The sequence below is a fragment of the Jeotgalibacillus sp. 10bf12 genome (assembly GCF_055597105.1).
Window position 1 is genome coordinate 2,498,578 of record NZ_CP200276.1, and the last position, 26,531, is coordinate 2,525,108.

Annotated in this window: 28 protein-coding genes and 1 riboswitch; of the genes, 3 read left to right on the top strand and 25 right to left on the bottom strand. The window is 39.0% G+C overall.

Translation table 11 applies throughout. The features are described from left to right. Positions 1–27: 27 nt before the first annotated feature. The 5 genes from DH10bf12_RS12975 to ribD all read right to left on the bottom strand — a co-directional run bounded on the left by DH10bf12_RS12975 (position 28) and on the right by ribD (position 4,901). Positions 28–1,317 carry an NCS2 family permease gene (locus DH10bf12_RS12975; protein WP_471735690.1) on the bottom strand — a complete coding sequence of 430 codons (1,290 nt, stop codon included), beginning with the start codon at positions 1,315–1,317 and terminating at the stop codon, positions 28–30. 149 nt (positions 1,318–1,466) lie between these two features. Next, the gene (gene ribH / locus DH10bf12_RS12980; protein ID WP_039809230.1) at positions 1,467–1,937 is read right to left on the bottom strand and encodes a 6,7-dimethyl-8-ribityllumazine synthase; all 471 of its coding nucleotides are present in this window, start codon (positions 1,935–1,937) and stop codon (positions 1,467–1,469) included. A gap of 12 nt (positions 1,938–1,949) precedes the next feature. Next, positions 1,950–3,143, bottom strand: coding sequence for a bifunctional 3,4-dihydroxy-2-butanone-4-phosphate synthase/GTP cyclohydrolase II (locus tag DH10bf12_RS12985; protein WP_471735691.1), 1,194 nt, complete (start codon positions 3,141–3,143; stop codon positions 1,950–1,952). A gap of 21 nt (positions 3,144–3,164) precedes the next feature. Then, the gene (gene ribE, locus DH10bf12_RS12990; RefSeq protein ID WP_471735692.1) at positions 3,165–3,800 is read right to left on the bottom strand and encodes a riboflavin synthase; all 636 of its coding nucleotides are present in this window, start codon (positions 3,798–3,800) and stop codon (positions 3,165–3,167) included. Next, positions 3,801–4,901, bottom strand: a complete 1,101-nt coding sequence (gene ribD / locus DH10bf12_RS12995; RefSeq protein WP_471735693.1) for a bifunctional diaminohydroxyphosphoribosylaminopyrimidine deaminase/5-amino-6-(5-phosphoribosylamino)uracil reductase RibD — start codon at positions 4,899–4,901, stop codon at positions 3,801–3,803. Positions 4,902–5,009: 108 nt separating this feature from the next. Beyond that, a riboswitch (FMN riboswitch) is annotated at positions 5,010–5,144 on the bottom strand. Positions 5,145–5,294: 150 nt separating this feature from the next. On the opposite strand from ribD, the gene DH10bf12_RS13000 reads away from it, so the two are divergent. Further along, positions 5,295–6,425, top strand: a complete 1,131-nt coding sequence (locus DH10bf12_RS13000) for an amidohydrolase (RefSeq protein ID WP_471735694.1) — start codon at positions 5,295–5,297, stop codon at positions 6,423–6,425. A 285-nt stretch (positions 6,426–6,710) separates the two neighbouring features. Further along, on the top strand, positions 6,711–7,262 hold the full coding sequence (locus tag DH10bf12_RS13005; RefSeq protein ID WP_471735695.1) for a GNAT family N-acetyltransferase: 552 nt from the start codon (positions 6,711–6,713) through the stop codon (positions 7,260–7,262). A gap of 29 nt (positions 7,263–7,291) precedes the next feature. Here DH10bf12_RS13005 and DH10bf12_RS13010 read toward each other — a convergent pair whose 3' ends face one another. From DH10bf12_RS13010 to DH10bf12_RS13035, 6 genes are all read right to left on the bottom strand, one after another. Further along, entirely contained in the window at positions 7,292–7,939 is a 648-nt protein-coding gene (locus DH10bf12_RS13010) for an SDR family oxidoreductase (protein ID WP_471735696.1), read from the bottom strand. Between the two features lie 87 nt (positions 7,940–8,026). After that, entirely contained in the window at positions 8,027–9,103 is a 1,077-nt protein-coding gene (locus DH10bf12_RS13015; RefSeq protein ID WP_471735697.1) for an undecaprenyldiphospho-muramoylpentapeptide beta-N-acetylglucosaminyltransferase, read from the bottom strand. Between the two features lie 46 nt (positions 9,104–9,149). Then, the gene (locus tag DH10bf12_RS13020; protein ID WP_471735698.1) at positions 9,150–10,622 is read right to left on the bottom strand and encodes a phytoene desaturase family protein; all 1,473 of its coding nucleotides are present in this window, start codon (positions 10,620–10,622) and stop codon (positions 9,150–9,152) included. After that, entirely contained in the window at positions 10,619–11,707 is a 1,089-nt protein-coding gene (locus DH10bf12_RS13025; RefSeq protein ID WP_471735699.1) for a glycosyltransferase family 2 protein, read from the bottom strand. Before DH10bf12_RS13025 ends, DH10bf12_RS13020 begins: the two co-directional genes overlap by 4 nt. Positions 11,708–11,736: 29 nt before the next feature. After that, entirely contained in the window at positions 11,737–12,441 is a 705-nt protein-coding gene (locus DH10bf12_RS13030) for a lysophospholipid acyltransferase family protein (protein WP_471735700.1), read from the bottom strand. Beyond that, a complete protein-coding gene (locus tag DH10bf12_RS13035) occupies positions 12,438–13,190 on the bottom strand; it encodes a carotenoid biosynthesis protein (RefSeq protein ID WP_471735701.1) in 753 nt (250 codons plus the stop codon). The genes DH10bf12_RS13030 and DH10bf12_RS13035 overlap by 4 nt, the downstream gene beginning before the upstream one ends. Positions 13,191–13,291: 101 nt before the next feature. Between DH10bf12_RS13035 and DH10bf12_RS13040 the strand changes: the two genes are divergently transcribed. Further along, positions 13,292–14,653 (top strand): MATE family efflux transporter, encoded by a 1,362-nt coding sequence (locus DH10bf12_RS13040; RefSeq protein ID WP_471735702.1) that lies wholly within the window; start codon positions 13,292–13,294, stop codon positions 14,651–14,653. Between the two features lie 10 nt (positions 14,654–14,663). On the opposite strand, the gene DH10bf12_RS13045 is transcribed toward DH10bf12_RS13040, so the two are convergent. The 14 genes from DH10bf12_RS13045 to DH10bf12_RS13110 form a co-directional block, all read right to left on the bottom strand. Continuing rightward, complete coding sequence (locus DH10bf12_RS13045) at positions 14,664–15,437, bottom strand: SDR family oxidoreductase (protein WP_471735703.1); 774 nt, start codon at positions 15,435–15,437, stop codon at positions 14,664–14,666. 74 nt (positions 15,438–15,511) lie between these two features. Continuing rightward, entirely contained in the window at positions 15,512–16,606 is a 1,095-nt protein-coding gene (locus DH10bf12_RS13050) for a Ger(x)C family spore germination protein (RefSeq protein WP_471735704.1), read from the bottom strand. Then, positions 16,603–17,685: a GerAB/ArcD/ProY family transporter gene (locus DH10bf12_RS13055; protein WP_471735705.1), complete on the bottom strand. Its 1,083-nt coding sequence runs from the start codon at positions 17,683–17,685 to the stop codon at positions 16,603–16,605. The genes DH10bf12_RS13050 and DH10bf12_RS13055 overlap by 4 nt, the downstream gene beginning before the upstream one ends. Then, on the bottom strand, positions 17,672–19,174 hold the full coding sequence (locus tag DH10bf12_RS13060; RefSeq protein ID WP_471735706.1) for a spore germination protein: 1,503 nt from the start codon (positions 19,172–19,174) through the stop codon (positions 17,672–17,674). The genes DH10bf12_RS13055 and DH10bf12_RS13060 overlap by 14 nt, the downstream gene beginning before the upstream one ends. Positions 19,175–19,270: 96 nt before the next feature. After that, positions 19,271–20,068 (bottom strand): CAP domain-containing protein, encoded by a 798-nt coding sequence (locus tag DH10bf12_RS13065; RefSeq protein WP_471735707.1) that lies wholly within the window; start codon positions 20,066–20,068, stop codon positions 19,271–19,273. Between the two features lie 300 nt (positions 20,069–20,368). After that, complete coding sequence (locus tag DH10bf12_RS13070; RefSeq protein WP_471735708.1) at positions 20,369–20,626, bottom strand: hypothetical protein; 258 nt, start codon at positions 20,624–20,626, stop codon at positions 20,369–20,371. After that, the gene (locus tag DH10bf12_RS13075) at positions 20,623–21,537 is read right to left on the bottom strand and encodes a CobW family GTP-binding protein (RefSeq protein WP_471735709.1); all 915 of its coding nucleotides are present in this window, start codon (positions 21,535–21,537) and stop codon (positions 20,623–20,625) included. Before DH10bf12_RS13075 ends, DH10bf12_RS13070 begins: the two co-directional genes overlap by 4 nt. A gap of 56 nt (positions 21,538–21,593) precedes the next feature. Continuing rightward, complete coding sequence (locus DH10bf12_RS13080; RefSeq protein WP_471735710.1) at positions 21,594–23,087, bottom strand: S41 family peptidase; 1,494 nt, start codon at positions 23,085–23,087, stop codon at positions 21,594–21,596. A 169-nt stretch (positions 23,088–23,256) separates the two neighbouring features. Next, positions 23,257–23,961 carry a purine-nucleoside phosphorylase gene (gene deoD, locus DH10bf12_RS13085; RefSeq protein WP_471735711.1) on the bottom strand — a complete coding sequence of 235 codons (705 nt, stop codon included), beginning with the start codon at positions 23,959–23,961 and terminating at the stop codon, positions 23,257–23,259. 97 nt (positions 23,962–24,058) lie between these two features. Continuing rightward, entirely contained in the window at positions 24,059–24,277 is a 219-nt protein-coding gene (locus tag DH10bf12_RS13090; RefSeq protein ID WP_471735712.1) for a YozE family protein, read from the bottom strand. A 112-nt stretch (positions 24,278–24,389) separates the two neighbouring features. Next, the gene (locus tag DH10bf12_RS13095; protein WP_471735713.1) at positions 24,390–24,890 is read right to left on the bottom strand and encodes a PTS sugar transporter subunit IIA; all 501 of its coding nucleotides are present in this window, start codon (positions 24,888–24,890) and stop codon (positions 24,390–24,392) included. Positions 24,891–24,984: 94 nt separating this feature from the next. Further along, the gene (gene msrB / locus DH10bf12_RS13100) at positions 24,985–25,407 is read right to left on the bottom strand and encodes a peptide-methionine (R)-S-oxide reductase MsrB (protein WP_471735714.1); all 423 of its coding nucleotides are present in this window, start codon (positions 25,405–25,407) and stop codon (positions 24,985–24,987) included. After that, positions 25,404–25,892: a peptide-methionine (S)-S-oxide reductase MsrA gene (gene msrA / locus DH10bf12_RS13105; protein WP_471738237.1), complete on the bottom strand. Its 489-nt coding sequence runs from the start codon at positions 25,890–25,892 to the stop codon at positions 25,404–25,406. Before msrA ends, msrB begins: the two co-directional genes overlap by 4 nt. Positions 25,893–25,955: 63 nt before the next feature. Then, entirely contained in the window at positions 25,956–26,531 is a 576-nt protein-coding gene (locus DH10bf12_RS13110) for a YpmS family protein (protein WP_471735715.1), read from the bottom strand.

Here is a 26,531-nt window from a genome sequence, read left to right on the forward strand (position 1 = left end):
AATGCGGATCCCTGTTTTTTAATATCTTTAAATTCCCGGAAGAAAATGCAAAATAAAATAAACCAGGAATAGAATTGAAATAATGAGTAATGGTGCAGTAACTTCTTTCGATTTTCCAGTAACAAACTTTAATAACGGATAGAGGATAAATCCGATCGCGATCCCATCGGCGATACTGTATGTGAATGGAATCATCACAATCAGCATGATAGCTGGAATTGACTCTGTGAAATCTTCCATATTCATATGCCTCATCTGCTGAATCATTAAAATACCGATGATTATTAAAATCGGCGCAATCGCATGATCAGGTATATAGCTCATAAACGGAATAAATGCTGCTGATGCGATAAATAATACACCAACAGTAAGTGATGTCAGGCCGGTTCGTCCGCCTGCTGCCATTGAGGCAGTTGATTCAACTGTTGAGACAGTTGGGCTTGAACCGAGTATGCCGGAACTGAATGCAGACAGTGCATTCGCTTTCAGTGCACCTGGATATTTTTCAGGCCTTTTAATAAAGCTTGTATGACCATGGACAAGACCAATGTTTTCAAATACAAGAACCATTGTCATTGAAAAAACAGCGATCCAGAATGGGATCTGAAGCCAGCTGTCAAAAGAAAGTTGGAACCACACGACTGACTCTGATGACAATTCTGAGCTACCTGCACTATCAGGTGTAATCCCCATGATGAATGCCAGTCCGGTACCAAATAGTATTGTCCATAAAAAGTGACCGGGTACATTTTTTATAAACAGAACCAACGCTACTAGTAATGTAATAATCGTAGCCAGTGCCTGAGGTTCATTAAAATGACCAATCGCAAGGATTGAATTTTCTCCCTGAATGACGAGTGACCCTTTTTCAAGACCGATCAGCAATAAAAAGAATCCAAGACCAACCGTTATAGCATCCTTCAGCGACTGAGGTATGGCCTCACTCAGCACACCTGACAGTTTCGTAAATGCAACAATTACAAATAATAAACCTGAAAAAGTCACGATTGTTAACGCTTCCTGCCATGTGAAACCCATTGACTGAACCAATGTATAGGTGAACATTGCGTTAATCCCCATACCCGGAACCAGAATAATCGGTGCCTTTCCTATGAATGCCATTAGAATACAGCCTAATGCACTCACAGCAATTGTCGCAATCACTGCACCTTCAAATGGCATACCGGATTCTGATAAAATCAGTGCATTGACTGCCACAATATACACGATAGTAAAAAATCCGATGAAGCCAGCGGTCACTTCTTTTTTAACTGAAGTGCCATGTTGTTCTAACTCAAAAAATCCTCCTGATTTCATTATATAGCCTGCCTTTGCAAGCGCCCTCTCCCTACCCGCTCAAACCGTCAGACGGCGAGCCACAAGAGTTTATTATACGATGTAAAGATGTTGCTGTCATCCTTTTCACATAAAAAACCGGCTATCAGCATGATAACCGGTAAAAATTCTTATACATCCATTCTTTTAAACAGACTAGCCATTTCGATTGCAGCAGTAGCAGCCTCCCAGCCTTTGTTTCCTGCTTTCGTTCCGGCCCGCTCAATCGCCTGTTCAATAGTATCAGTTGTAAGTACACCGAAAATAACCGGCATACCTTCATCAAGCGCTACCTTTGCTACACCCTTTGAGACTTCATTACTCACATATTCAAAGTGAGGTGTAGCGCCTCTGATGACCGTGCCAAGTGTAATGACAGCATCATATTTTCCTGACTTTGCGAGTCGCTGTGTCACGACCGGGATTTCGAATACACCAGGTACCCATGCAACGGATACGTCAGCTTCTTCTACACCATGTCTTTTAAGCGCATCCTCTGCCCCGCTTAATAACTTACCTGTAATAAATTCATTAAACCTGCTTACTACGATTGCTACTTTTAATCCTGATCCTGATAAATGACCTTCATAGACTTTTTTCATTGAAAATTCCTCCTATAGATTCAGCATGTGTCCCAATTTGGATTTTTTTGTTTCAAGATACTTTGCGTTTTGTTCTTTTGTTGGCATCTGAATGGCAACACGATCAGTTACCTCCAGCCCATAGCCTCTGACTCCAGCAATTTTTCTTGGGTTATTTGTTAATAATCTCATTTTTGTTACGCCAAGATCTTTTAAGATCTGAGCACCAATTCCATAATCTCTCAGGTCGGCTGCAAATCCGAGTTTGTGATTCGCTTCAACAGTATCGAGTCCTTCTTCCTGCAGTTTATAAGCCTTCAGTTTATTAACGAGACCGATCCCCCGGCCTTCCTGGCGCATATAAAGCAGAATACCGTTCCCTTCACGCTCGATCTGTGACAGCGCTGCATACAGTTGAGGACCGCAATCGCAGCGGTTAGAACCGAATACATCCCCTGTCAGACATTCTGAATGAACCCTTACCAGCACTGGTTCTCCTGCTTTAATATCACCTTTAACTAATGCAACATGCTCCTGACCTGTCAGAATCTCAGTATAAGCAACTGCCTGAAATTCACCAAATTCAGTTGGCATAAAAGTTTCAACTTCACGTTTTACCAGCTTCTCTTTATTTCTTCTGAAGGCGATTAAATCTTCAATTGTAATCAGCTTCAGGTCAAACTTTTTTGCGATTTGTTGTAATTCAGGTACCCGCGCCATTGTGCCATCCTCATTAATGATTTCACAAATGACACCTGACGGCTTAGAGCCGCTTAAAATGGCCAGATCTACAGCTGCTTCAGTATGGCCGGCTCTTTTCAGCACGCCACCCTTTTTGGCAACGAGTGGAAAAATATGCCCCGGCCGCTTAAATTCGGCCGCTTTCGCCTCATCATCAATCAATGCTCTGACCGTTAATGCTCTCTCCGGCGCACTGATGCCGGTTGTCGTATTTTTGTGATCAACACTGACTGTAAAAGCTGTGCCGTGCGAGTCGGTATTTGTGTCAGTCATAGGTTTCAGCTGAAGTTCTTCGGCACGTTCTTCAGTAATCGGGGTGCAGACCAGTCCGCGCCCTTCCGTAATCATAAAGTTAATCATTTCAGGTGTTGCTTTTTCTGACAATCCGATAAAATCGCCTTCGTTTTCACGGTCTTCATCATCAACTACTATGACCGGCTTACCGTTTCTAAGATCTTCTAAAGCTTCTTCGATTGTATTGAACATATCATCATGCCTCCTGTGTCTTTACATAAACCCATTCTCTCTCAGATAAGATTCATCTATTCCGGTTGATTGTGGGTGCATTAAATTCTGAACATACTTTGCGATCATGTCACATTCTATATTTACTTTACTGCCAGGCGTTTTTGAGGCGATGATTGTGTCGTCAGCTGTCTGCGGAATTAATGAGATCATAAACGCATTTTTTTTAACATCAAATACGGTTAACGAAGTTCCATCTACTGCAACTGAACCCTTCATCATAAAATATTTGATTAGCTCATCAGGTACCTGAATATAAATATATATCGCATTTTCTTCTCTTTTCATCGATTGAATAACGCCTGTACCGTCTACGTGTCCACTGACAAAGTGACCCCCAAACCTTCCACCGGCCGCCATTGCACGTTCAAGGTTCACCTTCGATCCTTTTTTTAATTCATGCAGCGTTGTTGACTTCATCGTCTCAGGCATTACATCCACTGAAAATTGATGCTCTGAGAGGTCTGTGACAGTCAGACATACGCCATTAATAGAAATACTGTCGCCGATTTTAGCATCATCCAGAATTTTATGGCACTCAATTGTCAGGATCATAGAGTTTTTGCCTTTTTGCAGGTTGTGAACCATTCCAACCTCTTCAATTAAACCGGTAAACATTTATTCATCTCCTTTTGGAATAGCAGTGATCTTAAGGTCAGTTCCAACCATCTCAGTGTGTTCGATCTTCATGTTGAATGCTTCATTCATGTGCTCAATACCAGTACCACCGATCACTCCTTTAGCATTCTGACCAGTAATCATTTTTGGTGCTATATAAGTGATGAATCTGTTAACTGTTTGCGAGTGTATAAACGATGCGTGGATTTCACTTCCGCCTTCAACATAAACAGAATGAATTCCCAGTTCGAAAAGGTAGGTTAATACTGACTCGATCTGAATGGGATCTTGTTCTAATCTGTAAACAGATACATTTTTAAGTTGATTTAAATCAAATTCTTTATTCCGGTCTGCATTACCCCCGCATATCACATGAACCGCGGATTCCCCGTCATGCAAAAGTTTTGAGTGAATTGGAATTGAGAGCTGAGTATCAAGAACAACTCTGTACGGCGATACCCCGCCTTCCGGAAGCCTGACGGTTAATGATGGATCATCATACTTAACTGTATTTACTCCCACCAGAATAGCATCATGCAGATGTCTGTCTCGATGAACATCTTCTCTTGCTTCCGGTCCGGTCACCCATTTACTGTGACCGGCATTAGTCGCTGTTTTTCCATCAAGGGACATCGCTGTTTTCAGGGTGACAAAAGGCTTTTTATGCTTCATTGCATAAAAGAAATATTCATTCAACGCATCAGTTTCTGTCTGGCAGACACCGGTCACTACTTCTATTCCGGCATCGATTAATTTTTGGATCCCGCGGCCTGATACTTTTGGATTCGGATCTGTACTGCCGATCACGACTTTCCTGATCTTCTTTTCAATGATCAGATTCGCGCATGGTGGTGTTCTGCCATAATGTGAACATGGCTCAAGCGTTACATAGATTGTAGCGTCTTCTGCCAGATGTCCAGCCATCTGCAGTGCAAGAACCTCTGCATGTGCCTCACCCGGCTTAAAGTGAGCGCCAATTCCAACCACTCTTCCATCTTTGACGACTACACTTCCAACTGCAGGATTTGGAGAAGTCTGTCCCTGCGCAGCCTCAGCGAGACTAATTGCTGTTTTCATCCATTTTTCATACAAATGCACCATCTCCCGGTAACGTCCATACGTATATTGTGGGATAAATACAAAAAACTCCCGCACTTGACGGGAGTTTGATCATGACGAAATAAGCGTTCAACACATGTGTTGAAACGCAATTCCTTTCTCCCATCCAGACTATAACTGTCGGCTTTGGAATTTCACCAAATCCACCGGTAACACCGGGTCACGGACTAAGAGCAGATGCTCATCACCGCCGGTAGGGAATTTCACCCTGCCCCGAAAGGTACGTTATTTTATTGTCTTACTATTATGTCGGATATCTCTTATATTTGTAAAGGAAACAGTACTCAATTTAGTATTCTTTCTGAAAATTCTTTTCTCTTTAAATTGGTTAAAGTAAAATTAAGTTATAAATCGATTACTCAGGAGGGCTGTCACATGAAGATTTTACTTAAGGATGCGGTTGTTTACCCAATTACTTCTTCAATGATTCAGTATGGTGATGTTTTAATTGAGAACGGCATAATAAAAGAAGTTAATGACACAATATCAGGACATCCGGATGCAAGAGTGATAGATTGTCAGGGACAGCATTTAACACCGGGTCTGATTGATGTCCATACCCATTTAGGTCTCTATGATGAAGGTACCGGATGGGCAGGAAATGATGCCAATGAATCAATTGAGCCAATGACCCCTCATATTCGTGCAATCGATGGCGTTTATCCGCTCGATGAAGGATTTTTAAATGCACGTTCACATGGGGTTACAACAGTGAATATACTGCCAGGGAGTGCAAATGTCATTGGTGGTATTACTGCGATTATTAAAACGAATGGAAAAACAGTTCAATCCATGATTGTTAACCCGGAATCCGGCCTGAAAATGGCGCTCGGAGAGAATCCGAAACGGATGCATTCAAACGGCTCTAATGATTCGATCACACGCATGGGAATTATGGGGATGCTAAGAGAGCAGCTCTACCTGGCAAAAAACTTTGACGGCACAAATGACCTCAGGTTGAGCGCACTTCAAAAAGCTTTGAGCAGGGAAATCCCGGTTAGAATTCACGCTCACCGCGCAGATGATATTGTTACTGCAATCAGGCTTGCTGAGGAATTTAATCTGGACCTGAGGATCGAACATTGTACTGAAGGACATCTGATCACAGAAGAAGTGAAACGCTCAGGAGCGAAAGTATGTGTAGGTCCTACTTTCACCAGAAAATCAAAAGTGGAACTCAGAAACAAATCATGGAAAACGTATCAGGTACTCCATGATGCAGGAATTGAAGTATCAATTACAACAGACCACCCCTACACTCCTATTCAATACTTAAATGTTTGTGCAGCGATCGCAGTACGCGAGGGATTATCCATCCAGGCTGCACTTGAAGCCATTACCATTAATCCTGCAAAAAATCTTGGAATTGGTGATAGAATCGGCAGTATTGAGTCTGGAAAAGAAGCTGATCTGGTCCTCTGGAGTGAGCATCCACTGCATTTTATGTCTTCACCAGTATTCACGATGATCAAAGGAGATTTTGTCTATCAGGATCAGAAAAAATAATTTTTAAATAAGGCAAAAAAACTATTCTCAAATGCACAATTTTTTTGTATGATTTAGATGCAAATATGTAGAAGAAACTGAATAAGTTTACGATACAAAGATGCCATAAGACTGTCATTTGAGTCTGTTATGGAGGGAAGGCAAATGGTGCGCCACCAGCTGATCAGCTGGTTCTAGTGGGTTCGATTCCCACCCCGAAATTTTTTATGAACGCAATGAAAAATTTCGAGGGTGGTGTTCTACAGGTCCTGTCAGGATACTGCCCTTTTATGGAGGGCAAAAACCATGATAAAAAAACGTGACGTACACGAAAGCCAGGCGCTGTTTGAGTTAATGACGCATCCCGACGTATACCCTTATGTCAGACAAAAAGCATCTTCTTCTGATGAATTACTGTTTATGATCAAACAGATGATAGAAGCGGAAGACCGTGGTGAGGTTATTTCAAGAACGATTATAGATGAATGGGGAAATCCCGCAGGTACGATCAGTTTATTTGATGTGCAAAATAATAGCGGTTTTCTCGGCACCTGGCTTGGAAAGCCTTATCACGGTCTCGGATACAACCAGGCTGCTAAAGAAGCTTTTTTCAATGAATTATTCTACGAGCTTGGCATTGAAAATGTATACCTCAGAATCAGAAAAACAAATCTCAGATCACAAAAAGCAGCAGAAAAACTGCCTTATGTTGTATCGGCGAATGAAACGAATAAAGCACTATATGAAGAGATTAATAGAGAAGAAAATCTGTTTAATCTTTATGTGATCTCTAAAGATTTATATACATTCGTTCATATGCGTACGCAGAATGAAACTGAAAACGCACTTGAAGCATAAAATCACCGGACACTGGTCCGGTGATTTTTTTATGCTCTATTCAGTGCTGTAATCATATCTTCTTCATCATTTAATATCTCCACTGCTTTGTTGTTCAGGTTATCGTGTTCAAGCGCTAAAACAAGTACTGCTGCAACATCAGCCCTCGTAATTTCCCCCGAACGGTCAGTTAGAATCTCTGCAGCTCTGATCTTTCCTGTTTCTTTGTGGTCTGTCAGCAGTCCGGGTCGAATGATTGAATAGTTTAAACCGCTTTTTTCAAGATGCTTATCTGCACTATGTTTCGCATCATAATACGCCTTCATGCCATCACTGATCTCCATCGACGTCAGATCACCTGCACCGATTGCACTGAGCATCACAAATTTTTTAATTCCTTTTTTTACGGAGAGATCAATCGCTTTGATTGCTCCTTCTTCGTCTACAGCTTTCGTTTTATCGTCACCTGTATGACCTCCGGAGCCTGCTGCGAATATTACCGCATCAACTTCATTAAATGCCTCTTCAAAATCACCTTCAAGGTCACCAAGCACCGGAAGGCCGCCCAGCTTTTCAATTTCTTCAAACTGCGATTCTTTTCTGACCATCCCTCTTGCATAATATTTATTTCTTTTAGCAAGCTTATCGATTGTAAGTTTTCCTGTTGTTCCGGCCGCCCCGATTACTAATACGTCCATATATTAAAACCTCCCTATGATTCAATGTTTTTCTTTTCCCTATCTGATCAGGGGTAAACGGATTTAGCATTCAAAAAAAACAGCGGACTAATGTCCGCTGTTTTTTGATAGCTGCTTAATTTCCTGTGCCATTTGACTGATCGTGTATGAAGGAGGTGCTTCATCCATCTTTTCAATCATTGTCCACTGCTGATCCCTTAACTGTCTGACAGCAGTGAGCAGCGTTTCAGTTGTTAATTCTTCTTCCTCAAGCTTTAGTGCAAAGCCCTGCTGAACAAAAGAATTAGCGTTTAATATCTGGTCTCCTCTGCTTGCTTCTCTTGAAAGAGGGATTAGAATCATCGGCTTTTTTAATGCCAGAAATTCAAAAATGGAATTCGATCCTGCTCTTGAAATAATTAAGTCTGATGCTGCGATCAGATCCGGTAATTCACCGGAAACAAATTCGTACTGAATATAATCGGGGTTCTGATTTTCAACGACATTTCCTTTACCACACAAATGAATAATAGAATAGTGCTCTGTTAATTCAGGAAGTGCATTTCTCACAGTTGAATTAATCCCCTTGGCACCAAGACTGCCGCCCATGATTAAAATGACAGGCTTAGTCTGGTCCAACCCTGCAAATGTCATGCCTTTTTCTCTTGATCCGTTGAAAAGCTCCTCACGGATAATTGCACCTGCGCAGGTGGATTTTTCTGCAGGGACATATTGCAGCGTTTCTCTGAAAGTCGTATAAATCTTCGTCGCAAAAGGCATTGCTAATTTATTTGCAAGGCCGGGTGTTACATCAGATTCATGGATGGCCACTGGTACTCCAGCCATTTTTGCAGCCAGTAAAACCGGTACAGATACAAATCCGCCTTTAGAAAAAATGACATCAGGCTTTATTTTTTTGATTTTCATTAAAGCCTCTACGGTACCAGCGAGAACACGGAAAGGATCTGTGAAGTTTTTCATTGAGAAATACCTTCTTAACTTTCCGCTTGAAATACCGTGGTATGGAACATCAGGAAATTTTTCTGTGATAATGTCTTTTTCAATTCCATCTCTCGAACCAATATAAGAGACATGCCATTTATTTTTCACAAATTCAGGAATGAGTGCAGTGTTCACTGAAACGTGACCTGCCGAACCTCCGCCTGTAAATAATATTTTCTTCATGTGATACTCCAATCTAAAAATTCATTACCCGTCTATTATACCTGAATCAATTCAAACGAAAAGAGCCGTTTTCCTTTATAATTGAATCTGCTACATTCAACCCACTCATCACGACCATTGGAGATCCGCCTCCAGGATGTGTGGAACCCCCTGTATAATAAAGATTATGAATAAATCTGCTCTTATTACCCGGCCTTAGAAATGCATCCTTCATTGAGTTTGAAGAAATTCCGTAAATCGACCCTTTATAAGCTTTAAACAAATGTTTTAAAGAGTCAGGCGTAAATACCTTTTCGTATTCAAGCTGTTCACTGATCGGAATCCCTTTTTCCTCCAGTTTACGGTAGATCTTCTCTTTATATGATTGAACATCGGGTATTTCTGCTGCAGGCGCGTTCACAAGTATAAACAGATTGCTGCCTTTTGTTATGCTCCTGTCTGTATAAGCACTGTGGCTGATATAGATTGTCGGATCATTTGGCATTTTTTTATGTTTAAAAATATCTTCAAACTCCTGATCGTAATGTTCAGGAAAATATACCTGATGATGATGGATATCCGGCTGAAATTCTTTCAGTCCTGCTAAAATGACAAAAGCTGAAATGGAGGGCTCATACAGATCAAGCTTCCGGTCTGTCAGGCCTGGACGATCAGACTCTTTTATCAGATTTTTTGTTGATGTTACAAAATCTCCATTTATAATGATCTGATCGAATTGAAAAGTACGTCCGCTTTCAGTCACTAAAGCCTGTGCATATTTCTGCTCAACTGTCAGTTCCCGGACTGTTTCGTTAAAAACGATTTTTCCGCCAAGTTTTAAAAATACGTCTTCAAAAGCTTCTGCAATTTTTGTATTTCCACCCTTAACAGTAAATACACCCGAAACCATTTCAAGATAGCCAATCATCGCAAAAGTGGCAGGACTCTGATAAGGAGAGGAACCTATATAAGTCGCATATCGATTAAAAACTTTTTGGATATTTGGATTCGAGAAATATTTCTGGTTGAATTTATACAGTTTCTCAAACGGTCTGACACGCATAAAAGCCTTTGCCATGGCAGGATCAAGAAAATTGCGCAGTGATGTAATGGCTTTTGGGAAAAATGCTTTTTCAGAAATGCTGTACAGCCGTTCAATTTCTTTCAGGTAATCCCAGTATAAAGAAGCAGCCTCAGGGTCAATTTCATTAAGCTGTTTAATCATTTCATCCGGATGGACTGATTGAGTAAAAACTGTACCATCTGAAAAAATATTTTTAGTATGACGTTCGAGCCGGATAAACGACAGGTAGTCATTTAAATCGAACCCCGTTTCCCTTAAAACATTTTCAAAAACCCACGGCATTGTAATCGTATTTGGTCCAAAGTCAAAGTGATACCCACCTGATTTTACCGGCATCATTTTCCCGCCGGCATGGCCGTTTTTTTCTATGATTGTAACCTGATACCCGCTTGACTGGAGCCTAATGGCTGCAGAAAGTCCGCCAAGACCGGCTCCGACGATACATATCTCCTTCATTGGTAGATCCTTCCCTTCCATTTATACCCGCTGCCGTTCAATCCTTTTATTGCAGCAGCACACAGCAATATAACTAAAGCAATTGCAGAGAATGGTATCAGTAAAAAATGAAGCTTCGACTGACCGGTGGCAGCATCAATTAAAAATGTTTGTAGAAAAATAATGAAGAGTGGAACAGTCAGCAGCCATTCACCGTTGAATACACCTATAAAAAATAGAGGAAGCGGAATAAAATAAAAGCTGATATAAAATAATGCGACAAGAAACGCTGCAGGTACAGATCTTCCAATCCCTGTAAAGATGTTTTTTGTGAAGCCTTCCCATACTTCCGCATTTGTCTCATACATGTCACATGTGACTGATTTCGTTACATTGCTCAAAATGCACCTGAAGCCATTTTTCTTTAAAGTTCTCGTTATATGTATGTCCTCTACCAGCGAATGCCTGACTGCATAATGCCCACCTGATGCTACATAAGCATTTTTATCAAATAACATAAATGCGCCATGAGCGGCTGTAAAAGCAGGTTTCGTTGTATGATTTGCAATGATATTTGGCAAATGAAAAAACACAAAAAAATGCTGAAGCGGTACAAGTAACTTCGCAAGAAATGTTTTTGCCGGAAATTGAGGGAAACCGGTAATTAAACCCGCCTGATTTTTCTTCATCAAATAAAGTGCTTTTGAAATGGCATCCGGCTCAAGTCTGACGTCCGCATCTATAAAACAATAGAAATCTCCTGTCGCCTGTCTGCTCAGCTGATGACAGGCAAATACTTTTCCCACCCAATGTTTTGGAAGTTTCTCTCCCTGAATGACTCTGATCTTACCCTTATATGTATCAAGAATATCTTCAGTCCGATCCTCAGAGTGATCATTTAAAACGATAATTTCTTTATAATGGTGAGTAGTGTTTAAAACAGATTCAATGACGCCTGCAACATTTGATTCTTCATTTCTCATTGGAATCAGTATGGAGACCTTTGAAGACTCATCATCTGATTGATCTTTCAGGCGTGGCATTGTGATTATATTCAGGATTGTGAGCAGCAAAAATACCATGAGAACAACTATATATATAACCACGCTTCAATCCCCTTTACGATCATTTTTCTTTACTTTCTCTTTAATACTTCAAGCCATTCACTGGATGTCTTAAAACCATTAACGAATCCCTTATAGCGATGTAGATCCTCATTTATAATATCTGCTTTCACCTGATTGAGAGACTTCTCAAGTGACTGCAGAAAAAAATCACTCATATCATTTCTATGCATATTATTCATTTCTTCAATTGTGATGGACTTTCCGATCGAGATAAAAAGTTCAGGACGCTGGTCATGACGGAAAGTATAATAAGCAGTAACAGGAATAATATCGACATCTTTATTTTTTTCTGCCAGATATGCAGGACCGTTCATAAACGATAACGGGCGTTTTTCGAGATGCTCTTCTTTTCCCTGAGGAAAAATCCAGATTGATTTCTTCTCTTTTAATTTCTCATCAGCAAATTTGAGACTTTTGATCAGAGATTTCGGTGAAGCCGGATCTACAGGGAATGCCCCGATCTTAGAGAAAAATGAGAATTTCTCAATCCCATCTTTACTCATCATGGCATAAGCATCTTCCTTTAGTAAATATCTGTTTAAATAAAAAACAATTAAACCATCCCACCAGCTCGAATGGTTCATAATATATAATTTTGCTCTATCTGATGGTTCATGTTCACTTTTTACATATACTTTATAAAAATGCTTTTTTAATTGCCAGGTCAAGTATTTACCGAGGACAAATTCTGTTCTTGATGATTTTGTATTCATTTAATCCTCCTCTTTAATAGCAGGTAAATCAGATAAGTGATTAAAAGACCAGATCCTGTAACCAGGATTGCAAAATACAACTGATAAGCGAATGCTGTAATGACAAACATAATAATCATTAAGATATAGAGCCAATTAATCCGCTTAGTCCACGTCTTTTCAGTTGGCGCAACTGCCATGAAGTACACAATAAACTGAATAATAAATGATACATAAAACCACGCGATGAAGTTTTGTGTAGGAATGTCATAGTAAGGTCCGGTATCATCCCATACCCAATACTGTTTAGCCTGATAAGCAACCGGGTCGATAATAAGATCCATACACACCGCCAGAAGTGAAGTAATAAACGCAAAACCCAAACCTTTGAGAATGCTTTTAGGTTTATTCAAAAATCGGGTCATTAAACTAAGTGAAGTGAAAATGACCATTACCCAGGCAAATCCGATTGTCAGGGGAACACCAAATACCTGTATCCCAAAATCCTGTTCATAGTGATAAGCGCCAAAGATGATCCCATATTCAACACCTAATGACTCAGCCCACATCGTAAAGGCCATAATTAGTATACTAATTGCTAACCCTCTTATATTTCCAAGCACTTTCATCCCGTAGTAAATTGCAAGAATTCCTGATAAATATAAAAATACTGCATTGGCCCATTCTAAGAATGGAGGCAGCAAATCAAATGCCACCAAAATGACGCCAATTCCATACCATACTAAAAAAACTTTCCACACGACATTCATCCAATCACCTTCCAGACCTATATAATAGTTTGTTATGTTATAATGCTCTGAGGTTTAAAAACTAGTCACTTCATGTGTAACAGAAAGCGAGCCGGATTTTAATGGAGCAAACATTTACTCTGAAACAAAAGCTGAAACAGTTTTCAATTATTTTAATACCGATTTTAGTTACTCAACTCGGCTTATTTGCAATGAATTTCTTTGATACAATTATGTCCGGACAGTATTCAACCGCAGACCTTGCAGGTGTCGCAATCGGTTCATCGCTATGGATGCCGGTCTTTACAGGTCTATCCGGTATTTTACTTGCAGTAACACCGATTGTTGCACAGCTCATCGGCGGTAAAAAAGAAATGTATGTAAAAAACACAGTGATTCAGGGTATTTATCTGGCTGTGATTATGGCTGTTATTATACTGATCGCAGGTTTTATTGTTGTAAATCCGATTCTGTCTGCGATGAACATTGATAGCGAAGTAAGGAGAGTTGCAGGTCTATATCTTGCCGCACTTGCTGCAGGTATCATCCCGCTTTTTGTCTATAATGTTTTGCGCTCCTTTATTGATGCACTGGGATTTACCAGAGTAACGATGTATGTAACGTTAATGTCATTACCGCTGAATGTTGTATTTAACTATATTCTGATATTTGGAAAGCTAGGTTTACCTGCACTGGGTGGGGTTGGTGCAGGAGTTGCTTCTGCGATTACATACTGGCTGATCTGTCTCATTTCGATCGCCATTGTACATCGTAATCGTCCTTTCAGTGAGTATAATGTTTTTCGTATTAAAGCAAAAGCAGATTTCACTAAATGGAAAGAGATTTTGTTAATCGGAATTCCAATCGGTTTCTCTATCTTCTTTGAGACGAGTATATTCTCTGCTGTTACATTATTTATGAGTGTATATACCACTGAAGTAATTGCTGCTCACCAGGCAGCCATTAATTTCTCTTCATTTTTATATATGATCCCTCTCAGTATATCAATGGCACTTACAATTGTCGTTGGATTTGAAGCAGGTGCAGGCAGAATGAAAGATGCCAGAACTTACAGTTATATGGGTGTATCCATTGCGGTTTTAATTGCTGCTACAGGTGGCATACTGACATTTTTATTCAGAGATGCAGTTGCAGGTATCTATGTGACTGATCAGGAAGTCATTAGTCTTGCGGCACAATTCCTGATATTTGCAGTACTATTCCAGTTATCAGATGCCATACAGGCCCCGGTACAAGGGGTATTAAGAGGTTACAAGGATGTAAATATCACACTGATTATGACCATGATCTCATACTGGGTGATCGGATTACCGGTTGGATATCTCCTTGCTAACTATACCGACTGGGCTTATTTTGGTTACTGGATTGGTCTGATCGCTGGACTTACAGCAGGCGCGATCACATTGACGATACGCATGATTATTATACAGCGTCATAAAATGAATGCAGCTCCCGGAATTTAACCGGGAGCTTTTATTTTCTGTAAATTTTACCTAAAACATCTTTTCCACCAGTAACTGGAATAATGGCACCTGTGATAAATCCGGAATCTTCATGAACTAAAAATGAAAGCACTCTGGCAATATCTTCACCGCTACCCGGTCTACCTACAGGGTTTTCATGATCATCAGAACCTGTTGCATCATCAATACCAAGTTCTTTCCAATCTCCTTCAATATCACCTGGACAAATCATATTTGCAGTAATTCCGTTTTCAGCTTCTTCCATCGCAATTGTTTTGGTCAAGGAAGCCAGTCCGCTTTTTGCAGAAGCAAAAGCTGAACGATAGAGCCATCCCGGGGCACTGTCAACTCGGTCATAACCAAACATAATCAATCTGCCCCACGCCTGGTCACGCATCATAGGAATAATATTTTTTGATAAATAAAATACCGCATTTAAATTACCATTGATCATCTGATCCCATTCTTCATAAGAATAATCCGTCATTTTTTTTCTTTCGGCAATATATGGACCTGCATTATGAACCAGAATATCTATTTTATCAATTTTGTGATCTTTAATTTGTTTTACTAAAGACAAACTGCCTTCCTTCGATGCAATATCGGCTTTAAGCGCAATGCATGGCTTCTTACTCAGCCGACTGAGCTCAGATGCCAAATGAATTGCATGTTCATCATTTGACCTGTAATTAATGATAAGCCGGTAACCAAGAGAGGCAAGATAGCCTGCTGTAAACTTTCCAATTCCTTTGGAACCGCCCGTTATTAACACTGTTTTATCCATTGACTTCAACTCCATACAAGATTCTTACTATCATTGTATGGATAAACGTTTAATGAAAGCAAATATTAACACGTTTAATCAATAATACCTGTACTTGACAAAGTCATTTCCACATCAACCTGAACCGGTATTTTGGCAAATTTATTATGCCACTCCTTTTCATCCCACTCTTCAGGCATTAAAGCAGCAGTCATTCTGCCGATTCCTAATATATCTGACTGATTTTCCTGAATTATTTTAAAAAAGTCTTCAGTATCTTCTTTAAGAGTCTGCTCCCACCATTTTTCAATTGAAGATAACTTTTCTATTCCAATCAAATGATCTGGACCATATTCAGTTACAGCCCCTGTCAATTTTATCTCAACTGATAAACCGAATGGCTCTTTAGTAAATTCAAGCTTTGTTTTAGTGTCTCTAAATTCCAATGTCATAAAGTTCGAAACTTCAGGGTCCTTGCCCTCTGTATATTCTTTTGTCATGCGAACAATTCTGTTTGTTTTATTTCTAAGTATATTGAATATCGTACTCTGATCATGATCGAGAAATACACCTGTATACTTATCTTTACTGAAAAGTGAAGTCCCCATTGCTTCTGTTCTTTGTAATTCTTCCTGATACATCACCATTGGTAAAAACAAATCGATACCCGGGTCAAGAAGAATTGTGCAGGCTTGCTGCAAAGTCATTTTCGGTATAACGTTAATGATTTCTGAACTTTCAAGAAGACCGGCATAGTATTCTGATTTGTTTTTTTGAGAGTCTACGGGCTTATTTAGCAACTCGTTAGCAGACGTATTTGTCATGGCGATCCTGGCATTCAGGTGATGTTTTGGATCACGGTAAACCACATCTATATATGGATAAATTGCATCCTTTGCTAACTCGCTACCGATAATCACAACCTGTAATTTTGAAAAGTCTATATGCTCTGCAACTATTGTATCTAAATGATACCTGCTATCCCTCACTGTAGCCTGATTAGTGGTTATAATGTTTACATGCTCAGTTACTTCATCTACAGGTGGTGCAACTGAGGTAGTCTGTTCCGATCCATCTTCTAAAACATCATAGCCGACAGTATACACAAGCTGGACATCTTTAAGTAAATTCTGATCCCAGCATCCTGAAAGAAGCAAAATACATACTATCAGCAGAATATATTTATTCAATAATCTCCCACCTTTCTTCTCAATAAACTGATCAGAAGAGTCAGAACCGGAATAATGACTGCAAAAATAAACAGCATGAAAAATACCTGGTCTTGAAGCATTCTTATTTCGGATTTTGTATCTAAAGAAAACGATATAATAAAAACGATAAATGTAATCGCCATAACTGAGTATTTATGTGTACTGAGATGGAATAGCGTCTGAATCCCTATACCTGCAACAAATAAATAATTAATACAAACAGCTGTTGAAATAACAATCCAAAATGTTAAAAATACAATATCTATTCTGTCTATCACCATAAAACTTAAAGCCTTCATTATATATAAAACAGGATACGGTACAATTTTAATTTCATCGATATAAAAAAACACCTGGACAGAAACAATGAGAAATATATAAAACAAGGTGACTAACCCAGTGCCAAGCATTCCTTTTTTTAAACCTCTTAATTTATCTTCCTTTAAATAATGAGATATAAATACGAGCATTTCAAATCCTGATAAAGCTGCAATTGCTGGTACAACTCCCTGGATGATTGCGTTCACCCCTGAAGAACCAACCGGCAATAAATAAAAAAACTGAGGAGCTGCATAGACAAACAGCACAACAATAAAAAGTACAGGTATTACAAATGTAATCAACATAGAAAATCTTGCAATCAGTGCAATTTTTTCTATAGCTAAATACAGAGATGGAATAAGAAGCATTAATATAATGACCCAAGTTGGTGTATATATATTTAGCCAATCTGAAATTAATTGCTGGTAGGAAGCAGTCACTACAGTCAAAATGAATACAACATATAAAACTGTTAATAAAAGCAGTAACTTTCCAAAGAATCTTCCGAAAACGAGTGCTAAAAATTCAAAATATGAATAAGATCCGGATCTTACAGAAAGCCAGATATAGATCATAATGATCAATTGTACAATCACACCACCCAAAATCATTGAAATCCAGGCATCCTGTCCTGCCTTAGATGCAATTGTGGTGGGCATGGATAAAGCAGAGATTCCCATTTGAGTCTGTAATGTAAAAAAGCATAATTGCCATCCGGTTAATTTATCTTTTTGCATATTTCCACCACCGGTTTTTCCCAAATCTTTTTCGATTTAAAGGCTTAGCATCCGCAGAACGTGTATTCAATTTAGGTGCAGGAAGTCTAATCAAGGTGTCTTTTATTCCCGACATATGAAACGGCGCAATTGGAGATAGATAAGGCGACGTAAGTGATTCAAGCTTTATTAAATGCACTGTTAAAATAACCAGTCCGGCAGCTACACCTAAAAAACCGAATAATGAAGCAAGGATCATAAAAGGAAATCTTAAAATTCTGACTGTTGTATTCATTTCTACAGAAGGAACCACAAAAGATGAAATAGCAGTAAGAGCAACTACGATTACCATCAAGTTAGAAATAAAGCCTGCATTTACTACAGCATCTCCAATCACAAGTCCTCCCACAATACCAATTGTCTGGCCGATCGGATTCGGAAGCCTGACACCCGCTTCCCGAATCAGCTCGATCGTAAGCTCAAGTATCAATGCTTCAAAAAGAGGTGGATACGGAATATTTTCAACTGCTCTTTTAGCTGGTAAAGTGAGATCTTCAGGAATAATTTCAAAATGGTAACTGATAGTCGCTATATAGATCGCGGGAAGCAGTAATGCAATCAAAAAACTGGCAATCCTTATTAATCGATAAAAGGTTCCTACTAAAAATCTTCCATTGTAGTCATCCGGAGATTGATAAAACGTAAAAAAATTTACAGGACCAATTAATGCCGTTGGAGATCCATCCATCATAAACGCAATTCTGCCTTCCATTAAATTAGCTACAACACGTTCAGGTTTCTCAGTATTTAAAAATTGCGGAAAGGGTGAGTAGTTACTGTCTTCAATAAACTCTTCGATAAGCCCGACGCTGAACGCGAGGTCAACATCTACTGCATTGATTCTCATTATATATTCTTCAACCAGCATAGGATCTGCAAGATCATTCACATAGATTAAAGCCGTTTTTCTATGAGAGTGGGAACCCAATGAAAAATATTTAATAATCAGATGAGAACTCTTTAATCGACTTCTAATTAAATTTAAGTTCACTATCAGCGTTTCATTAAAACCAGTGTGGGAACCTCTGACAATTTGCTCATTTTTAGGTTCCTGTATAGACCTTTGAAAAACTTTTAAAGACTTAATGCTTGTGATTGTCCACATACCTGAATGATTAGTGACCATTACTGTATCACCATTAATCAGTAGTTCAACCATGTCACTAAAAGAAATATCTGATGGCTGATTTTTAACATCGATTGTGTCTGGAAATTCTTCAGTTTGCCAGAACATTTCACTGATCCATTCAAGTAAATTACTTTGCTTATTGGTGTCTACAAGAGATTCATAATAAAGTACTATGGTTTTTTTATCCAGGTAGTCTAAAATTATCGTTGTCAAATCATCAGTGTTACCTGAATTAAATTCCATCTGTTCAATCAACTCATCAAATGTTTTGCACTGTTTAATGTAATTTAGCACCTTAAATCCTTTTTGCTCTTTTTTCATATAGACACATCCTTAGCAATAGTATGGCTGTGAAAAAAGAAAATAAACAAAAAACCCTCTAAAATAGAGAGTTTTTTGTTTATTAAAGGTCACTTATTATTTACCAATAAACATTTGAGTCCAGTAATTTCCGTTTTCCACATACCCAACACCAATATGCGTGTATGAAGTGCTCAGGATATTCTGGCGGTGCCCTTCACTATTCATCCAGGCATTTACAACCTGCTCCGGCGTCTGTTGTCCCATTGCAATATTCTCACCTGCTGAACGGTAATCAACACCATAAGATTTCATCATGTCAAATGGTGATCCGTATGTCGGACTTGTATGAGAAAAATATTGATTTCTTGCCATATCCGCAGACTTTTCTTCAGCTACTGCTGAGAGCTCAGAATCAGCCTGTAATGCAGGTAACCCATATTTGCTTCTTTCCTGATTAGTTAATTCTATGACCTGAGCTTCAAAGCTTCCGAGTTCATCAGTTGAAGTTTCATTCTGTGGTGTTTGGTCTTCAGTTTCAATTTGCGGTTCAGGAGTTTCTTCTGCTGGTTCTGCCGGGGCTTCAGCTTGTTCTTCAGGCGCCTCAGCCTCTTCTAGCGGCTTCTCAGCTTGAGTATTAGTTTCAGGTGCAGGGGCTGCTGGTTGTTCGGCAGCAGGCTCTTGCTCCACCGGGGCTGCAGTTTCTGTTTCAGACGCTTTCTCTGCATTAACCGGAGCTGCTTCTTTCCACGTGATTTTTTCAGAAGTCTCATAATGTACCTTTATATCATACTTCTCAAGAATATGTTGAATGTAATTTTGATAGAAATCTCTATCCCAATGCGCACTTGCTGTACCTGATGGCGCTAACAATGCGATCGCTAATGCTGAAGATGCAATTACTTTTCCTAACATGTAAATCCCTCCAAATATGTTTTGTCTTTCGACAAACTCATATTAACACTCATTTTAATGTAATAATGAAGGGAGAATTTGGAGAGATCCAATGATAGGAACATTCTTCTAAAATATAATTTTACGTTTATTATTTTCGTACTTTCTTTGTGAATATATATAGGGTTTCTAAAATCTTGTCTGTATAGTATACATTACCATTTATACTAGCAATCTTCTTACCGCGGTAAACATTACAAATAACTAACGATTGACAACTTTTACTTTCCTGTCATTTTTAACGTTTATGACAACTATTTTTCATTTATTAAAGTTTTGTTTGTATAGGAAGTTTACATAATCAATCATAATCTTTTGCTGTTTGAAATCCAGCTTTGACTGTCTAATCATCTGTAAAGTGATTTGCAGTTTTGTTTCTGGTGATCTTCTCAGCCTCGGATGTGTATTCTCATCAGCCAGTTCACTTAAAATAGACTGTTCCATCTGTTCAAATGAGTCATATGATCTGTTATTCCATAATGAAGAATACAGTTTTAAGATCAAATGATGATCAGTCATTTCTCAAGCTCCATAAGATCATTCTTCACTTGTTCTTCATCTAAATTCTCACCAATAATAACAAGATTAGGTGTCATTTTCATATCATGCTCAAAAAATAAAGGCATCCCATAAGAATATTGAAACAATGCAGGATACTTTTCATCCTGGAATGGAATAAACCCTTTCATCCGGTAGATAGAAGATGATTGTTCTCTTAGCCAGGTGTCAAATGCCCCTCTTTCAATCTCATGATTAAATGTATGGACGATCACATTTAGTTGAAGTTCATTATCTAGTCGCACCTTTGATGACCCATCATAATCTTTCAGACTGATGTCCTCAAGATTTTTAAAATTAATTTTTGCTTGTTCAGTCAGATAGATCTTTGAAGATGTCAGTGATTGGATCTCATTTAAAATAACAGGGATTTTACCTTCAGAAACAAGGTCGGTTTTATTAAGGAGGACAATACTCGCAAATTTAATTTGTTCCCTCATGAGCTGAAGCGCCTGTACTGACAGTTCATCTCTCTTTTCCCACTGAAGTGCATCCACAGTAGTGACGATCCCTTTAAAATTGAATTGTTCTGCAAAAAGTGGTGATAAGACAGAATCCACTACTTCTACAGGATGCGCTACGCCTGTTGTCTCGATAATTAACGTATCAAACCCTCCGTCAATTAACAGCTGTTGAAGCTGACTTTCGAGTTTATCCTGAATCGTACAGCATATACATCCATCGAGTAATTCAGCTAACGGAATATCCTGATCTACTTCTTCAGAATCAATTGAAACTATTCCTGCTTCGTTCATTAATACTGCAGGCATTCGCCCCTGCTTCTTTTCAAAAAGGATCAGATTTTTTAATAATGTTGTCTTTCCGCTTCCAAGAAATCCTGATAATAGATATACTTGTTTTTTGTTATTCATCGTATCATCCTTTCAAAAAACCCGGCCTTGAAATTGGCCGGGTTTAGACATGTTACTTAAGAAGCTTCTTCAGCTTCGATATTTGCTTCCTCAATTAAATAATCAATTGCACGATTTACCTGAGGATCATCTTCTTCAAGCTGTTCTCTCAGACTGAGCATAATTGATGAAGCCGTTTCAGGGTCAATGATACCTGTGATTTCAAGGTCATTTTCTTCCTGATAGGATTCAACTGCAGTCACAGTATCTTCATCAAATAAACCATCGATGTTTCCTGGATTTAAACCAAGTGCATTCAACATTTGTTCAGCAATTCTCACATCTTCTGACAGCATTGATTCTTCGAGATCTGAATCAATATTCAAGTAAGGTAAAGTTGCATATTCAGGCATATCCACCTCAGTTGTAGGTGCGACACCTTCTTCATGAACCCAATTATCATTAGGTGTCAGCCATCTGGCAGTTGTAATTTTCATATTAGATGAATCACTGAAGTCCTCAGCTGTCTGAACAGTTCCTTTACCGAAAGTGTTTTTTCCGAATAAAGGAATTTCTGCAGTCTCGTTAACCGCAGCTGCAACGATTTCAGATGCACTCGCGCTTCCTTCATCGATAATAACAGCAGTTGGAACCTCGACTTTATCACCTTCCTGGGCAGCGATTACTTGTTTATCCCCATTGCTTTCCTCAATTTGAACAATCGTTTCACCGGCTGGTACAAACAGATTTGAGATTGAGATTGCCTGAGGCAACAGGCCACCAGGATTTTGTCTCAGATCGAGCACAAGTGCTTCCATCCCTTGTGATTCAAGATCCTGAAGCGCTTCAGTCAACTCGTCAAAAGTTGTCTCAGAAAAACTGGTAAGTTGCACTGTGGCTACATTCTGATCGTTGATATCATAATAGACAGTTTCTAAAGGAATATCGTCTCTGGTAATTGTAACTTCAAGCGTATCCTGAGCACCAGGGCGCTGAATCGTTAATGTAACATCAGTTCCTTTTTCTCCTCTGATCAGCATGACTGCTTCAGAGGCGCTCATCCCCTGGATATTTTCACCGTCTACAGCTAGAATCTGATCATTTGGCAAAATTCCTGCTCTTTCAGCCGGTGAGCCTTTAATAGGAGAAACGACTGTAATCAAATCATTCATTGACTGAATCTCAGCTCCAATTCCCTGGAAGCTGGAAGTTATATTTTCATTAAACTGTGCAGTTTCTTCCTGATTCATGTAATCAGAATATGGATCACCAAGCGAATCCACCATTCCGTTAATTGCACCATTGATCAGGTCTTCTTCTTCGTATTCAAGAAAGTAATTTTCCTGGATCGTATCGTACGCTTCGTAAAGTTTGTTAAATTCGGTCCGCTCCTGAACCCCTACTGTAACCGCCTTTTCATCGCCGAACGATAAAGCAAAAATTGAAATTCCGGCAGTTGCTAATACAGTAAAGAATAAAAGCATCACGAAATGAAATTTTTTAATATTGACGTAGTTTGATAAAGTTTCTTTGGCCTCTTCCTTTGTTACGTCTTGATGCTCGTTATCCATTTTTTCACCACTTTCTACTCTTACGCATATGACAATCTATTTTATCTTAACAGCTTTAGGTATATAGGAAAAGCAAAATCTGATCATTCATCAATATGTCGAAATTCAGCAGTGATAAGCAGCTGTAATCAAAAATAAAACCGGCTGCAAAATTGCAGCCGGTAAAATGTTATTCTGCGATTGCAGCATCAAGTGCAACAACAATCATGTCGTTGAAGGTAACCTGACGCTCTTCAGAAGAAGTTGCTTCGCCAGTAAGGATATGGTCACTTACAGTTAAAACTGAAAGTGCTCTTCTGCCATGTTTAGCAGCTAATGTATAAAGTGCAGATGTCTCCATCTCAACAGCCAGAATACCGTATTGAGCCCACTTTTCATGTTCAGCATTATCATCATAGAAAATGTCAGCTGTAAATACGTTGCCTACCTGAAGATTAAGGCCTTTTTCAAGACCAGCATCGTATGCATTCTTCAGAAGACCAAAGTCAGCTGCAGGTGCATAATCAACACCTTTAAAAGTTCTCTGGTTCATGTTGTTATCAGTAGAAGCAGTCATCGCCAGGATCACGTCACGTACTTTAACATCCTTTTGAATCGCTCCACAAGTTCCAACACGGATCAGATTTTTAACACCATACTCTTCAATTAATTCATTCGCATAAATTGAAATTGATGGTACACCCATTCCAGTACCCTGTACTGAAATTCTCTGGCCTTTATATGTACCAGTGTAACCGAACATATTTCTAACTTCGTTATAGCACGTTACATCCTCTAAGAATGTTTCTGCGATATATTTTGCACGCAATGGATCTCCTGGTAGAAGAACCGTTTCAGCGATATCACCTTTTTTTGCACCAATATGAATACTCATCATATTTCCTCCCTTACCTTTATGAAGCCTTATTGTAGCTCTTTTCTTTTAAAATTTCAACTGATATATAGATTCGGAGTTGCTACTAAGTTTCTTGCTAGTTGATAACGGTTTCATACTCTTCCCAGAGCTCGTCAAAAACAACTGCCAGCGAAAAATACCGTTCAGTCGTTTCAATATACTGGCTGATTTCATTGTAATTTTTAGACCTCCTGGGAAAATCACCATCTTCATATATTTTATTGGCCAATTTTTCTTTATTGTCTCGCGGCACTGGTTCTCTATACTTTAATACGAAATGATAAAACGTCTTCAATGTGCTCCCCCCTGTAAATTAAAAATCGATCAGGATCCTGTCATCGCTTTTATTACCTTATTCAATTTAGCATAAAAAAAACTGTTCCCCAAGTTTCAGGGAACAGCCGTCATTATTTAGATGATACATCCATAACTGTATCTTGTCCTGCCTGGACAGATGATCCCGATTTCTTTTCAATACCGGCAAGATCATCACCATTTGTAATAATAATAGGTGTAATGATGCTTTTAGCTTCAGTTCTCACAAGTTCAAGGTCGAAAGTTACAAGTGGATCTCCAACGCTGACTTTAGAACCTTCGGAAACGTGTGCTTCAAAACCGTTTCCTTCCATTGATACTGTTTCAAGTCCAATATGGATCAGAACTTCAGCCCCGTTTTTTGCTTTTAGCCCGATCGCGTGTTTAGTTGGAAATACCTGAACAACCTCACCGTCAATAGGAGATACTACTTTTCCTTCAGTCGGTTCAATTGCAACACCGTCCCCCATCATTTTTTGTGAGAATACCGGATCCGGCACTTCTTCAAGCGTTAACAGATTACCCGTTAATGGAGATTTAATTTCAACATTTTTTGGTGCTTCTTCTTTTTTACCAAATAATTTTTTTAACATCTAATCACGCTCCTCTTGTATATATAGACTTAAATCCATCCCTTTAAACTTTCGCACAATGCAGTTTATCAGATTGTTCATCTATTCACAAGTATTATTCACTGAATAGCTTTTTATATTCCCCGTACCCCTCTTTTTCCAATTCTTCTTTCAGTACGAAACGCATCGCAGCTGAGTTAATACAGTATCTTAAGCCATCAGGTCCCGGTCCATCATCGAACACATGACCTAAGTGGGAATCTGCCTCATTAGATCTCACTTCAGTTCTAATCATGAAATGGCTTGTATCCTTTTTTTCAATAATTTCTTCCTGATCAATCGGTTTTGTAAAGCTTGGCCATCCGCACCCAGCGTCATATTTATCTTTCGAGCTGAATAATGGTTTTCCTGAAATGATATCCACGTAAATACCATCGCCAAACTCATCCCAGTATTCATTTTTAAATGGTGGTTCAGTACCGTTTTTTTGAGTGACTTCATACTGCATCTTATTCAATTCAGTTACATTCTTTTTCATCGTCTCAGCCTTTCTGTGTTTTGTTCAACCATTCTTTTTCTACCGGACCCTGTATAATATGCCTGATAATGTGTAGGGTTCTTTTGATAATAATTTTGATGGCCTTCTTCAGCAGGGTAAAATACAGATGCATCGATAATGTCAGTTACAATTGGCTGGCTGAACTTACCACTTTCATCAAGTGCTTTTTTCGATGCTTCAGCAAGCGTTCTCTGTTTTTGATTATGAACATAAATCCCTGTTTTGTATGATTCTCCACGGTCAAAAAACTGTCCGCCCGGATCGGTTGGATCGATTTGTATCCAGAAGAGTTCAAGCAGTTTTTCATATGTGAACAATTCAGGATCAAACACAATCTGAACTGCTTCACGGTGTCCTGTTGTCTCACTGCATACTTCTTGATATGTCGGATTTTCCGTATGTCCTCCTGTGTAACCAGAAATAACTGACTTAATCCCCGGCTCCTGATCAAATGGTTTTACCATACACCAAAAGCACCCACCTGCGAAAGTTGCTTTTTCATAATTAGACAATTTACTTCACTCCTATTATTGTGGGACGTAAATTGAAAATGAAATTTCGTCCTCTTCCAGATTAAATTGATTGGTCTTAACTCCAAGCCCCTGTGCAACATCAATTTCAGTAACCTGCACAACAATCTGCTGATTTTGAGGTTCCATGACAACCCATTCCGGAAACTCATATGAATCATCTATAAATTTCAATACGCTAGATACAGGCAGATCAATTGCACCAAGCGATAAGCTTTCCTGTGTGAGTAATAAATTTCCGTTTTCAAGTGCATTGGCCTCAAATGACATTTGAAAATCGATATTAGTGCTGAAGATTGGTATTTCCCCATTCAGCTTTACCCGATCGTCAAACAGCACTGAGTAGTCGATAGAACCCCCGAGTTCTTCCTCAATAAATCTGTTTGTTACAATCGTCAGATCCTCCCGATTAGTGATCACTTCAAATTCCGCTCTGGAATCAGGAGGTGATCCGGGTGATGCATTTGCCTGTTCACCATCAACAGGACGCAATAATAAATAACCAATGATCGCTGTACAAATTAAAATGACCGATAACAATGTAAAAAACATAACTTTCCATAAATTCTTCAT